Source organism: Sphingopyxis yananensis (assembly GCF_020687785.1).
Classification (GTDB): domain Bacteria; phylum Pseudomonadota; class Alphaproteobacteria; order Sphingomonadales; family Sphingomonadaceae; genus Sphingopyxis; species Sphingopyxis yananensis.
Genome location: NZ_JAJEWI010000005.1, coordinates 76902 through 89868, shown reverse-complemented (window position 1 = coordinate 89868; position 12967 = coordinate 76902). Strand labels below are relative to the sequence as shown.

Annotated in this window: 14 protein-coding genes; 6 read left to right on the top strand and 8 right to left on the bottom strand. The window is 54.9% G+C overall.

The features are described 5' to 3' along the window. Positions 1 to 2: 2 nt before the first annotated feature. Complete coding sequence (locus LKO31_RS02930) at positions 3 to 413, top strand: hypothetical protein (RefSeq protein WP_227688584.1); 411 nt, start codon at positions 3 to 5, stop codon at positions 411 to 413. 26 nt (positions 414 to 439) lie between these two features. Here the strand turns inward: LKO31_RS02930 and queG are convergent, their stop codons facing one another. After that, positions 440 to 1507, bottom strand: a complete 1068-nt coding sequence (gene queG, locus LKO31_RS02925; protein WP_227688583.1) for a tRNA epoxyqueuosine(34) reductase QueG — start codon at positions 1505 to 1507, stop codon at positions 440 to 442. Between the two features lie 117 nt (positions 1508 to 1624). On the opposite strand from queG, the gene LKO31_RS02920 reads away from it, so the two are divergent. The 3 genes from LKO31_RS02920 (at position 1625) to LKO31_RS02910 (ending at position 5220) form a co-directional block, all read left to right on the top strand. After that, on the top strand, positions 1625 to 2560 hold the full coding sequence (locus LKO31_RS02920) for an ABC transporter ATP-binding protein (protein WP_227688582.1): 936 nt from the start codon (positions 1625 to 1627) through the stop codon (positions 2558 to 2560). Next, on the top strand, positions 2557 to 3846 hold the full coding sequence (locus LKO31_RS02915; RefSeq protein WP_227688581.1) for an ABC transporter permease: 1290 nt from the start codon (positions 2557 to 2559) through the stop codon (positions 3844 to 3846). Before LKO31_RS02920 ends, LKO31_RS02915 begins: the two co-directional genes overlap by 4 nt. A gap of 117 nt (positions 3847 to 3963) precedes the next feature. Then, the gene (locus tag LKO31_RS02910) at positions 3964 to 5220 is read left to right on the top strand and encodes a cytochrome P450 (protein ID WP_227688580.1); all 1257 of its coding nucleotides are present in this window, start codon (positions 3964 to 3966) and stop codon (positions 5218 to 5220) included. Between the two features lie 85 nt (positions 5221 to 5305). On the opposite strand, the gene LKO31_RS02905 is transcribed toward LKO31_RS02910, so the two are convergent. From LKO31_RS02905 to LKO31_RS02880, 6 genes are all read right to left on the bottom strand, one after another. Continuing rightward, a complete protein-coding gene (locus tag LKO31_RS02905; protein ID WP_227689550.1) occupies positions 5306 to 6292 on the bottom strand; it encodes a ParB/RepB/Spo0J family partition protein in 987 nt (328 codons plus the stop codon). Continuing rightward, positions 6292 to 7074 carry a ParA family protein gene (locus LKO31_RS02900; RefSeq protein ID WP_227688579.1) on the bottom strand — a complete coding sequence of 261 codons (783 nt, stop codon included), beginning with the start codon at positions 7072 to 7074 and terminating at the stop codon, positions 6292 to 6294. Before LKO31_RS02900 ends, LKO31_RS02905 begins: the two co-directional genes overlap by 1 nt. After that, a complete protein-coding gene (rsmG, locus tag LKO31_RS02895) occupies positions 7071 to 7724 on the bottom strand; it encodes a 16S rRNA (guanine(527)-N(7))-methyltransferase RsmG (protein WP_227688578.1) in 654 nt (217 codons plus the stop codon). The genes LKO31_RS02900 and rsmG overlap by 4 nt, the downstream gene beginning before the upstream one ends. After that, positions 7721 to 9583: a tRNA uridine-5-carboxymethylaminomethyl(34) synthesis enzyme MnmG gene (gene mnmG, locus LKO31_RS02890; protein ID WP_227688577.1), complete on the bottom strand. Its 1863-nt coding sequence runs from the start codon at positions 9581 to 9583 to the stop codon at positions 7721 to 7723. The genes rsmG and mnmG overlap by 4 nt, the downstream gene beginning before the upstream one ends. An 81-nt stretch (positions 9584 to 9664) precedes the next feature. Beyond that, positions 9665 to 10981 (bottom strand): tRNA uridine-5-carboxymethylaminomethyl(34) synthesis GTPase MnmE, encoded by a 1317-nt coding sequence (mnmE, locus tag LKO31_RS02885; protein WP_227688576.1) that lies wholly within the window; start codon positions 10979 to 10981, stop codon positions 9665 to 9667. Positions 10982 to 10992: 11 nt separating this feature from the next. Next, positions 10993 to 11268, bottom strand: coding sequence for a DUF6489 family protein (locus LKO31_RS02880; protein WP_227688575.1), 276 nt, complete (start codon positions 11266 to 11268; stop codon positions 10993 to 10995). A gap of 90 nt (positions 11269 to 11358) precedes the next feature. On the opposite strand from LKO31_RS02880, the gene LKO31_RS02875 reads away from it, so the two are divergent. Beyond that, on the top strand, positions 11359 to 12057 hold the full coding sequence (locus tag LKO31_RS02875; protein WP_227688574.1) for a dienelactone hydrolase family protein: 699 nt from the start codon (positions 11359 to 11361) through the stop codon (positions 12055 to 12057). Further along, on the top strand, positions 12054 to 12455 hold the full coding sequence (locus tag LKO31_RS02870; protein WP_320443471.1) for a nuclear transport factor 2 family protein: 402 nt from the start codon (positions 12054 to 12056) through the stop codon (positions 12453 to 12455). Before LKO31_RS02875 ends, LKO31_RS02870 begins: the two co-directional genes overlap by 4 nt. A gap of 103 nt (positions 12456 to 12558) precedes the next feature. On the opposite strand, the gene LKO31_RS02865 is transcribed toward LKO31_RS02870, so the two are convergent. Beyond that, positions 12559 to 12963: a DUF1489 family protein gene (locus LKO31_RS02865; protein ID WP_227688572.1), complete on the bottom strand. Its 405-nt coding sequence runs from the start codon at positions 12961 to 12963 to the stop codon at positions 12559 to 12561. Between the last annotated feature and the right edge of the window lie 4 nt (positions 12964 to 12967).

The following is a 12967-nucleotide window of genomic DNA, read 5'->3' as shown; positions in this document are numbered from 1 at the left end:
TTATGAACCGTCCCACCATCCGGACCAGCCTGTCCCTTGCCTTGCTATCCGTGATTCTGGCGGGCTGTGCTGGCCCCGCGATTCCCCGTTCGGGCGGCCACACGGGGAAAATTCCGCCGCGCCCAGTGGTGACCACGCCCACCCCAGTGCCCGTGGTACGCCCCGTCCAGCATAATATGCTGATTGGTCAAAGCGCCGATGCCCTCAGCCGATCCATGGGACGCCCCCGTTTGGACGTAACAGAAGGCGCAGGCCGGAAAATGCAATTTGTTGGCGCGGCCTGCGTGATGGATGTCTATATCTATCCCCCCAGCAATGGTGCCGCCCCCGTGGCAACTCATGTCGATGCCCGCAGCCCCGATGGCCGCGATGCCGATATCAATCGCTGCGCCCAATCGCTTCAGCGGCGCTGAACCGGCGCAGGCGGCCGCCTAACGACTTAACGACGCCGCAATTGCGCCAAGGCCCATGTCGCGGCGTCCGCGACCATCGCCGATTCATCGCCGCATAATTGCGTCAAAATCGGGATATAGCTATTATTCCCGCTGTTTCCGGCCGCGATGGCCGCATTGCGCACCATGCGATTGCGGCCAATGCGCTTAATCGGTGATCCGGCGAAAATCTGGCGAAAGCTTGGGTCATCCAAGGGTAAAATATCACCCAATTCCGGCGCACTTAATTCGGCGCGCGGCAAAAAGGCACGGTGCCGATGGGCGCTTTGGGCAAATTTATTCCACGGGCACACACTCAGGCAGTCGTCACAGCCATAAATATGATTGCCAATGCCTTGGCGCAATTCTTCAGGAATCGGGCCGTCATGTTCGATGGTCAGATAGGAAATACAGCGCCGTGCATCGACCTGATAAGGCGCGGGAAAGGCGTTGGTTGGGCAAATGCGCTGACACGCATCACAGCTGCCGCAGCGGTCGCGCCCGGCCACAGAGGGCTTCAGCGCCACACTGACATAAATCGCCCCCAAAAACAGCCAACTGCCATGGTCTCGGCTGACCAAATTGCTATGCTTGCCTTGCCATCCCAAACCCGCCGCCTCGGCCAACGGTTTTTCCATGACGGGCGCGGTATCGACAAACAGCTTGAGTTGCAGATCGGGAATCTCCGTCACCATCCAGCGCGCCAAGGCTTTCAGCGCCTTTTTGACAATGTCATGATAGTCGGCGCCCTGCGCATAAACAGAAATACGCCCAATATCCGCATGTTGCGCCAATGCCATAGGGTCCTCAGTGGGCGCATAGCTCATGCCCAGACTGATGACCGATTGCACATCGGGCCATAGTCCCTTGGGCGAACCGCGTTGTTCCGCTCGGCTTTCCATCCAGATCATGTCGCCATGGCAACCATCAGCCAGCCATTGCGCCAAGCGTTTGACCGTATGCGGCGCAGCATCCGCATCGGCTATCCCAAAGGCGACAAAGCCGAGGTCACGCGCTGCGCTTTCTAGACGGCTCTCGAGCGAAGGCGTCATGATGGTTTGGGATGAAGTCGACATGATCTTCGTCCTATACAGCAGCTTTGCGGCTGTGCCATATTTGCCGTCATGAAACTGGTAATCCGCCAGTACCCGCAACTGATCGTTACCGACGTCAGAACCATTTAGGGCGAGAGCATGGCATTGCAGGATTTCAGTATCGAAACCAGCGGTTTGACGAAAATATTCAATGGCAAAACGGTGGTTGATGATTTCAGCCTGCAAGTTCCACGCGGCAGTATTTACGGCCTGCTTGGCCCCAATGGTGCGGGTAAAACCACCAGCATTCGCATGACCTTGGGTATCATTGACCCAGATCAGGGATCATCCACCCTGTTGGGCGGCCAGAATCCAGCGTCCGTGCGCCATGCGGTTGGCTATTTGCCGGAGGAGCGAGGCCTGTATGCCAATATGAAGGCGCGCGATATCATTGGCTTTCTAGGCGCCCTGCGCGGTTTGCCATGGAAGGAAGGTCGCCGACGCGGTGCCGCTTTGATGGACGAGGTAGGGCTGGATCACGCCATTGATCTGAAAATCAAAAACATGTCCAAAGGCATGGCGCAAATGGTGCAATTGCTAGGGGCGATTGTCCACCAGCCGGAATTGATCGTGCTGGACGAGCCTTTTTCGGGTCTGGACCCCATCAACCAAGGCCGGCTGGAATCCTTGGTCTTGCGCGAACAGCAACGCGGCGCGACGATCTTATTTTCCACCCATGTCATGGCCCATGCCGAGCGTTTGTGCGACCAAATCAGCATTATCGCCAAGTCGCGCCTCCGTTTTCAGGGCAGCGTGGATCAGGCCCGCGCTTTGCTGCCCATGCAGCTCAGCTATGCCCCCCGCATGAAGGACAGGCTGGCGGAACAAGAGGCGCTGTTACCACAAGGTGCCATATGGCGCTCCGACCGCTGGCATTTTACCATGGCAGAAGCCGATATTGAGCCACTGCTTACCCGATTATTGGCCACGCCCTTTGGCATAGCCGGACTGTCGATCGATCACCCTGCGCTGCATGAAGCCTTTGTGCATATTGTCCAACAAGCCGAAACTGATGATGGGAATCTTCGCGCATGAAGATGTTTTTCTGGAACAGCATTACCGTGGCGCGGCGCGACTTCATGGCCATTGTTGCCACGCCCAGCTTCCTTCTTTTCCTGCTCGCGCCCTTATTCTTCATGGGATTGGGCTTATTTTCCACTCTTGGCAGTTCCAGCATCATGCAAGCCGAACGCAACAAGGAGATGCTGGCAGTGGTCTTGCCGCATCAAGAGTTGATGTTGGCCAAGCGATCAGACGATCTGCTGCGCGCCAATATGGCAGCAGATTCGCAGCCGCTCCGCATCGAATATCGGGTTCCCCCCTCCGCTCAGCCGAATTATGATGCCATATTCAACCAATCTGGCCGTGAGCGCACTGCCATGCTGTATGGCAGTTTGGACAAGCCCCAGATTCTCGATCGCCGCAGGGATTCGCGTTCTGGTGAATATCTGCGGTTGCTGGCCCGACAAGCGGTGCTGGAACGCGGCCTAGGGGCAGTAAAAACACCCACGGCAGAATTGCGCGTTGTCCCCTTTCCAGCCTCTGCCAAAAATGGGCATGATTTCAATAGTGCGAAAATGATCGCCATGCTCAGCATCACGGCCATTTTCATGCTGACGCTGCTCATTGTGTCCCAAGCCACCAGCGGCATCGCCGAAGAAAAGGCCAATAAAGTCATCGAAATTTTGGCCGCCGCAGTTCCGCTGGAAAGCGTGTTTCTGGGAAAATTATTGGCGATGATGGGGGTTGGGGTCATCTTTGTTGTCTTTTGGGGGTTGCTAGGCAGTTTGGGCGGCACGGCCTTTGCCTTTTCCCAGATCCTCAGCGGCGACGGCGCAGCATTGCAAGGCGCCGCGCTGCAAGCCCCACTGACACATGAACACTCTTTGACACAAAATGTCGCACCAGCGGTTGGCTGGGCGGTCTATTCCCTCTTGGCTATGGCTTATACCATATGCACCTTCTTGCTCTACGGATCGCTATTTCTGGGCATGGGCGGCCTCGCCTCCTCCCCCCGCGAGGTCCAGATGCTCAGCTTTCCACTCGTCATTTTGCAAATGATGGCCTTTATGTTGGCCGCATCCAGCGTGGCTGGCGGCATGGACGGACATATGGGTCTGTTGGCCCAGATTATCCCCTTTACCACACCCTATGCCATGCTGGGGCGCGCAGCGGTGGACAGCAATTTATGGGTCCATGGACTCGCCCTTATGTGGCAAATGATCTGGATTGGCGTGATGATCAACTTGTCTGTCCGCTTGTTCCGTCGTGGGGTGCTGGGAAGCGGGGATTGGCGGTTTTGGCGGGCTGTATCCCGCTGATTTCCCTGCTATTCATGACAATTTATATTCCATTGCGAGCGCCGTTGACAAAATTGTAAATAGTGGCATTCTAAAACCTATCGGCCGCACAAGACGGCAAAGGAGAGGAGTGCCCCTATGGCGACCCAATATCGTGTAGAATCCCCCGTTCTAGATCCCCTTGACGTCAGTAGAGCCGAATTGTGGAGCGAGGATCGCTGGCAAGAACCTATGGCGCATCTACGCGCCAACAGCCCCATTCACTACACGCCTGAATCAAAATTTGGGCCTTATTGGTCCGTCACAACCTATCAACCGATTCAGCATGTCGAAGCTTTGCCAAAAATCTTCTCATCCTCTTGGGAATATGGCGGCATTACGGTGGCTGGCGATGGCATTGAACATATGAAGGAAGGCGATATCGCCATGCCCATGTTCATTGCGATGGACCCGCCGCAACATAGCGCCCAGCGCCGCACCGTGGCACCAGCATTTGGCCCAGCAGAAATTGAACGCCTGCGTAGCAACACATTGATGCGAACACGCGAGTTGCTGGAATCTCTGCCCTTGGGCGAAACCTTCGATTGGGTCGAACTTGTTTCCAAAGAATTGGCCACACAGATGTTGGCCATCTTGTTCGATTTTCCATGGGAAACGCGCCATAATCTCACCAACTGGTCGGACGCTTTGGGCGATGTGGAAACGATGCATAGCGACGAAGAACGTCATGCGCGCCTTCTTCAGGCCTTTGAAATGGGCGCGGCCTTTCGCCAGTTATGGGAAGAAAAGATTCAAAAGCCAGGCGAACATGACCTGATTTCCATGATGTTACGCTCGGACGCGATGAAGCATATGAGCGAACAAGAATTTATGGGCAATCTGACCTTGTTGATTGTGGGCGGCAATGACACCACGCGCAACAGCATGTCGGCCTTTGTCTATGGCTTGGACCAATTCCCTGACGAACGCCGTAAATTAGAGGAAAATCACGCACCCGATCTGGCGGTTAATGCCATGCACGAAATCATTCGTTGGCAAACCCCATTGGCCCATATGCGCCGCACTGCAACCGAAGATGTCGAGCTCTTCGGTCACCAAATTCGCAAACGCGACAAATTGGCTTTGTGGTACGCCTCTGGCAATCGGGATGAGAGTATTTTTCCCGAAGGCGATAAGATCATCGTCGATCGCCATAATGCACGCCGTCACTTGGCCTTTGGCTATGGCATTCACCGCTGTGTGGGCGCGCGTATTGCCGAACTTCAACTAACCACGCTGATTTCCGAAATGCAGCGCCTGCGCCTGCGTGCCCATGTTGTGGGTGAACCTGTACGGGTTCATGCTTGCTTTGTGCATGGATATAAATCTTTGCCGGTTCAGCTTGAACGCTATTAATCAGCGCTTCGCGTGAAACAAAAAGGGGGCAGTGCTGTGATGCTCTGCCCCCTTTTTATATATTCTACTGCTGAACGCCCGAAACTTAGATCGATTCCCCAGACAATCGCTGACAAATCATATCCAGTTGATCCAGTGTCCCAAATTTTAAGGTCAGGGCACCTTTGCCGTCACCAAAATATTGAATGCTCGCCGCAATGCCCAGCAACTCCGACAAATGGCATTCTACAGCCTGAATATCGGCGTCCCGTTCCGCTGGAATAGTTTCGGCACGCGGGGCCTTGGTCGTGGACGCACCTTTGCCTTCACGAACCAATGTTTCAACGGCCCGAACAGACAGCCCCTCTTTGACCACACGCTGGGCAATATCAGCCGCGGATTCAACACCAATGAGCGCGCGTGCATGGCCCATGGCCAATGCGCCGTCGCCTACCAATGTTTGAACCGAATCTGGCAAGTCCAACAAGCGCATCAAATTAGCGACATGACTGCGTGATTTCCCCACCAATCGCGCCAGCGCTTCTTGATTATGACCGAAATCCTCGATCAGCTTACGGTAAGCACTGGCTTCTTCGATGGCATTTAAATCTTGGCGTTGAATATTTTCAACCAACGCAATTTCATAGGTCGCCGCATCGTCAAGATCGCGAACCAATGCAGGTACATGGTCCAAGCCCGCACTTTGCGATGCCCGCCAACGCCGTTCACCGGCCACCAACTGATACCCATCGCCATCCGGTGAACGCCGCACGATAATCGGCTGGAGGACACCACGCAGTTTGATAGACTCAGCCAATTCAGAAATGGCGGTTTCATCAAATTTTCGGCGGGGCTGACCGGGTAATGGATGAATAGCATTCACCGGAACATGCTGAACACTATCCCCCGTCGCTCTATTATTTTCAGCAGTGGCGGGCCGTTCGACATATCCCGTACTCACTTGCGGGGTGGAGACAGGCTGTACCGGGGATTCCACCGCAGCGTCGCCAAACAAGGCGCTCAGCCCACGTCCCAAACCCGATGGGCGCTTACGTGGAACAACGGATGCTGTGTTCTTTTCCGTGTCAGACATCATGCAGCCTCACTTAAGCTGGGAAGGCGATCAATCAGTTCACGCGCCAATGCAATATAGGCCGCCGAGCCGGGGCAACGATGATCATAAATTAGCGCGGGCAGGCCGTGACTAGGGGCTTCTGACAAGCGCACATTACGGGGAATAACCGTTTCGAACACCACAGGGCCCAAACATTCCCTAACATCGTCCGCTACTTGATCGGTCAATCGATTGCGGCGATCAAACATCGTCAACGCGACACCCAAAATCGTCAATTCTGGGTTAAACCGCGCCCGTACCCGTTCCACGGTGGTCAGCAACTGGCTCAGCCCTTCCAGCGCAAAAAATTCACATTGCAGTGGGACGACCAATGCCTCTGCCGCGATCAATGCGTTCAGTGTTAACATACCCAAGGATGGCGGGCAGTCGATCAAACATATGTCCCATTGTGCAGAATCTGCTTCGGTTAACGCCTGTTGCAAACGGTGAAGACGGTCACCAAATTCAACCAACTCAATCTCTGCACCAGACAAGTCAACGGTCGCCGGAATGATATCGAGACGCGGAACAGCGGTGCGAACAAAGGCTTCGCTCAAGCTAACTTCACGGCGAAGCAATTCATAGCTGGTCAATTCGCGCTGGGCTTTGGTAATGCCCAATCCCGTTGAGGCATTTCCTTGCGGGTCCAGATCGATAATCAACGTCCGCCAGCCCGTGGCAGCCAAGGCTGTGGCTAGGTTGATCGCCGTCGTTGTCTTCCCTACCCCGCCTTTTTGGTTCGCTACAGCGATGCGTATCATTTCTTTTCTCGCTTCGTTGTCGGAAACTGCCCCCGTCCCACTAATATCCGGCTGTCAGCGTCCGTTAGGCTTTGTTCCACGTGAAACATAGTCTGCCAGCGTTGCGGCATTGTGGCTAGCTCGATTTGGGCATTTCGCCCTTTTGGCAACAACCAGACGGTCTCTTCCGTAGCAAAACGGCGCGCCAGACCCATCAACTTGTCCAACGGCGCGAAAGCACGAGCACTAATGACCGAGATCGGCTGTGATGGAACTAGCTCTAGCCGTGATTCCATAACATGAACGTTGGGCAGATTCAGCTTTTCAGCGACATCCCGTAAAAACTGGCAGCGCAGCTTACGGGACTCAACCAAATAGACTGGTGCATCACTCAAAATAGCAATGACGAGGCCTGGCAAGCCAGCGCCACTTCCCAAGTCCATCCAAGAATGGATCGGCCCGTTCACATGATTCAGCAATTGAGCACTATCCGCCAAATGTCGCACCCATAAATTGGGCAGCGTTGACGCAGCGACCAAATTTTGCCGTTCATTCTCTTCGGTCAGCAGCCGCCCATATTCTTCCAACTGGCCCCAGCGCTCCGGCGCCAGCGCAAATCGATCCCGAAACCATTGCTGCGCAGATTCCTCGCTGCCTAAAATGTCAGTCATGCTGCACGACGCTTGCTGTGGACCATAATCGCTGTCAACGCCGCTGGCGTGACCCCTTCGATACGGGCCGCCTGCCCCAATGTCTCTGGCTTGGCCATTGTCAAACGCTCTACCATCTCGCGAGATAAGCCCCCGATTTCATTATAATCCATTGCGGCATCCAACATCACAGCTTCATTGGCGGCCAGTGAACGCAGCTCGGCTTCCTGCCGCGCAATATAGGGTGCGTAATGCGCATCCTCTATTGCCTCCGCCAACAGAAACTTATCCATCTCCGCCAACTCCGGCGCAATTTGAACAAGCATGTCCATCGTCATATTCGGAAACCGCAAAAGCTCGACTCGCTTGCGAACAACTCCGTCTGCCGGAAGTGTCAGATTCAAGGTGCGATAATCCGCCGTCGAAACGGGCACCTCTAATAAGCGAATAATAGCAGCCCGCTGCGCTTGGCGGGCCTGATGCACCGACGCAATCTCCGGTCCAACCAAGCCCACGGCAATGCCGATATTGGTCAATCGGGTGGCCGCATTGTCGGCACGCAAACGCAAACGATATTCGGCTCTGGCCGTCAACATGCGATAAGGTTCGGTCACCCCTTGCAAGACCAGATCGTCGATCATGACACCAATATAGCTGATGGAGCGGTCAAGAACAAAAGGACTCCGACCCATGGCTCGCAAGGCAGCATTTGTTCCGGCGATCAAACCTTGCGCGGCCGCTTCTTCATATCCAGTGGTTCCGTTAATCTGGCCCGCACAATAAAGCCCATCAATGGCACGAAGTTGCAACGTCCGATCGAGGGCGCGCGGATCAATATGGTCATATTCGACAGCGTAACCCGCCACCACAATATCAACCTTTTCTAACCCCTCCATCGTCCGCAAAAGTTCAACCTGAACCTCATGGGGCAACGATGTCGATACGCCATTGGGATAAACAAGATGTGTATCCAGCCCCTCTGGCTCCAAGAATATTTGATGGCTGTCCCTATCCGCGAAGCGATGAATCTTATCTTCCAATGACGGACAATAGCGCGGCCCTTTTGCGCCAATCGCTCCCGTGAATAAGGGCGACCGATGCAAATTATCGCGGATAATCTGGTGGGAGCGTGGGTTGGTACGGGTTATTGCGCAGAAAATTTGCGGAACCGTCCGCTCACTGTTCCACGTGGAACATGTCCAGTGCTCGCCGTCCGATGGCTGAACCTCCAGCCGCGCCCAATCGATGGTTCGCCCATCCAGACGTGGTGGCGTGCCCGTTTTCAGCCGTGCCATCGGCAGATTTTTTTCCCGTAGTTGCTCAGCCAAACGATGCGAGCTTGCTTCATTAACACGGCCGCCATCATGCTGCTCCTCCCCTCGGAACATACGCGCGCCCAAGAAAGTACCAGTTGCCAGAATGACGTTGGGCGCTAGCAAGCTACGCCCGTCGGCCAGAATAATTCCCTCAACAATCTGGTCAGTCTCATCCAAGTGAAGCGCCGCCGCTTCACCAGCCACGATATCCAAATTGCTATAGGCTGCGAGCTGTCGCTGGATGCTATCGCGATACAGACTGCGATCGGCTTGGATACGTGGTCCTTGAACCGCCGCTCCCTTGGACGCATTGAGCATCCGATAATGTATAGCCGCGTCATCGGAAGCCCGCGCCATCATGCCATCAAGCGCATCGATTTCCCTGACCAAATGCCCTTTGCCAAGCCCTCCGATTGCAGGGTTGCAAGACATGGCACCAATGACCTGGGGGTCAAAGCTGACCAACGCAACGCGCACACCCAAGCGGGCAGCGGCGGCGGCAGCTTCGGTTCCGGCGTGACCACCGCCAACGACGATCACATCATAATTTTGGGGTTTGTTCATCTCAACATCGCCCATATCCGATGTCGACCCATTGGTCTACTGCCGCGATGTTTCACGTGGAACATCACGGCAACTGATGCTTCATTTTCCGATACAAAAGCGACCAAATAATGCATCCAGCATCGCTTCGACACCATTTCCGCCCGTCAATTCGCTGAGGCTGACCGATGCAAGTCTCAGGCGCTCCGCAAGCAAAATCAGGTCATTGGACTCGCGACTATCGCTGGGTACTTGCAACCATTGCCGCGCTTGAAGCAATGCCGCTCGTTGCCGCCGCCGAAGGGACGCCTCCCCTTCGTTGGGCAATATATTGCGGGCGAGTGCGACGATATGGTCATGCAGCATCTCCAGCCCCTCACCCGTCGCTGCTGAAATCACAATGTCCGCTTGGGCTTCTATCTCGCTCCAATTTTCCTGCTTGCTGCGCCGATCCGATTGCGCCGCAACGCGCACCAATTGGTCGTGGGCTGGTGCGTCTCCACCGTCCCCAAGCCACAGCAAAATATCGGCACGCTCCACCGCTGCCTTTGCACGGTCAATACCGATGGTCTCAATCGCATCTGCGGCCTCAGCACGGATTCCCGCCGTATCCGAAAAGCGCATCGCAATACCGCCCAGTGACAAAGTGGTTTCCACAACGTCCCGCGTGGTGCCTGCGATTGGCGATACAATCGCCAGTTCACGCTGCGCCAAAGCATTGATCAATGTCGATTTTCCGGCATTGGGTGGTCCTGCTATGACCACCGATAAACCTTCGGAGATAATCTCCGCGACAGGTCGCGACAGCCAAGCATTCCATTCAGAAGCCAGATCCTTCATACCATGGACGATCTTAGTCGAGACAATGTCACCACCATCAACATCGTCTTCGTCCGAAAAATTCAACTCCGCTTCGGCATAGGCCATCAGCATCAACAGCCTGTCCTGCCACTGTTCGACCGCGCGAGATATATGCCCGCTTGCCATCGCCAACGCTTGCACCCTTTGGCTCTCCGTCTCAGCGGATAACAGATCCGCCAGCCCCTCCGCCTCTGCCAAATCGATGCGGCCATTCATGAAAGAACGACGCGTAAATTCGCCTGCCAGTGCAGGCCTCAGCCCATCCATTTCCTCCAAACGCCGTTCAACAGCCGCCACAACCGCGCGGCCACCATGAAGATGAAGTTCTGCCAAATCTTCGCCAGTTGCGGTCGCAGGACCTGGGAACCACAGGATCAGTGCATGATCCAAGGCCTGACCATCTTGATCCTTCAAAAGCGCCAAAGACGCCTGACGGGGCTTTGGCATACGTCCAGCCAAAGCTTGTAAAGCAACGCCCGCTGATGGTCCGCTAATCCGTATTACCGCAATGGCCGCCGGTGGCATGCCACTGGATAATGCAAAAATAGTCTCGTTCATAAAATCCTAATTCAACTCTTTCGATCGGGCCGCTGCGTCTTATCCTTTGCCCCGCCTTCTTTCCCCTCGGCGAAGGGAGACATGACAGAACGCAGCAAATCCAAACCATTTTGTCCCAATGGCGACCAGCTTTTCACCATAGTTTCCACCATGTCCGGTGTTATGCCTTTGCCCATCATATCCTTCATTTGGCTTTGATAGCTTTCATGCACAGATGCCATGTCCGGCAAGCCCATAAAGCGCCGGACCTCTTCGGGGGTGCAGTCAATCTCGATATGGAATTTCATCTTACTCTCCTCCCAGACTTGAGCCTGTAGGCAACCACCGCTAACTTCGCTTTTTAAACGGTAATAAGCAAGAGTCAGGAGAGACGCTCAATGTCGGCGACCAATGTAGTAATTCAGGCCCTGAATGACGAAGGACAGATTCCCGCCTATGCGGCGCGCCCCGCTGGCGACGTCAAAGGAGCCATCATCGTCATTCCAGAAATTTTCGGTGTGAACGGCGGTATCCGCAAAAAAGTCGATGACTGGGCTGCACTGGGATATTTGGCGGTGGCCCCAGATATTTTCTGGCGCTTTGCACCGGGCGTTGAACTGAACCCCGACATTGAATCGGAATTTCAAACAGCCTTGGGATATTTCGGTCAATATGATGCCGACGCCGGCGTCAGGGATTTGGAAGCCAGCATCCGCTGGCTGCGTAGCGAAGGTGCGGAAAAGATTGGCTGCGTCGGTTTCTGTCTGGGTGGGCGCCTCGCTTATATGGCCGCGACCCGCACCGACATTGATGCCTCGGTTGGCTATTATGGCGTGATGATCAACACCATGCTGGATGAATCCCATGCCATCGCCAACCCGCTAATGCTGCACATTCCGACCGAAGATCATTTCGTCGACCATGCCGCACAAAAGCAGATTCACGAAGCGTTGGACGGCAATAGCAAAGTGACCCTTCACGACTATCAGGGTCTGGATCATGGCTTTGCCGCTACCATGGGCCACCGCCGTGATGAAGCAGGCGCCCAATTGGCCGACGAACGCACCCGTACCTTCTTTGCGGATCATCTGGGGTGAGCGCCTCGGCGGGTATCACCGCATGGCATGACTTCATGTCTCAGGGTAGCGATCCCGCTGCCCTGAAAGCCATGTTGGCTGAGGATGCGGTTTTTCATTCACCGGTCGTCCACAGCCCGCAAATAGGCAAAGACAAAGTCTTCGCTTATTTGTTCGCTGCCAGCCATGTTCTGGGCGGCGATGATTTTCGATATGTCCGCGAATTGGTGGATGGGCAGCAGGCGATGCTCGAGTTTAGCTGCAAAGTTGACGACATACACATCAATGGCGTCGATATTATTCGCTGGAACGACGACGGCCTGATCGACGATTTCAAGGTCATGGTGCGCCCGCTGAAAGCGATCAACAAAGTGTGGGAAAAAATGGCCGCTATGTTGGCGAGCCAGACACAGGCTTAACGGCCGTCGTGACAGGTGCTGGCAAGCGGTCCCTGCCCCATCGTAAAAACTGCCATCCATTGTTTCGCGTGGAACAATGGATGGCCGTAAAAACCATATTAACCTAAATCAGCATCAGGGCCGATAATTCCTTAAGCAATTGGGGTGGGAATTCATCGCCCATATCGCCCTCAGCGATCACAGGAGGCGCATCACACGCCGACAGGTATCGCCAACCCTGATGCGCCCTTTTTGGCGTCGCACGGACGCGCTGAAGCGGCAAACGACAGACAATGTCGATCCGTCCGTCGGGGCGGTCGTCAAAGCGCAATATCTCCACCCTGCCCATCAGCATATGTTTGATGATGAAATATAGGCCGCCGCCAATCAACTGCTCGGCTTGTTTGGGCCGATTGCGGGTGGGAATGGCAATCTCCCCCGCATCATTGCTCAGAAATTTCAACCGCTCGGCCAAAGCAGGATAATCTGCACAGCCGACCGCGGGTCGGGTTAGGTTCAGGCGTGTCATCCAC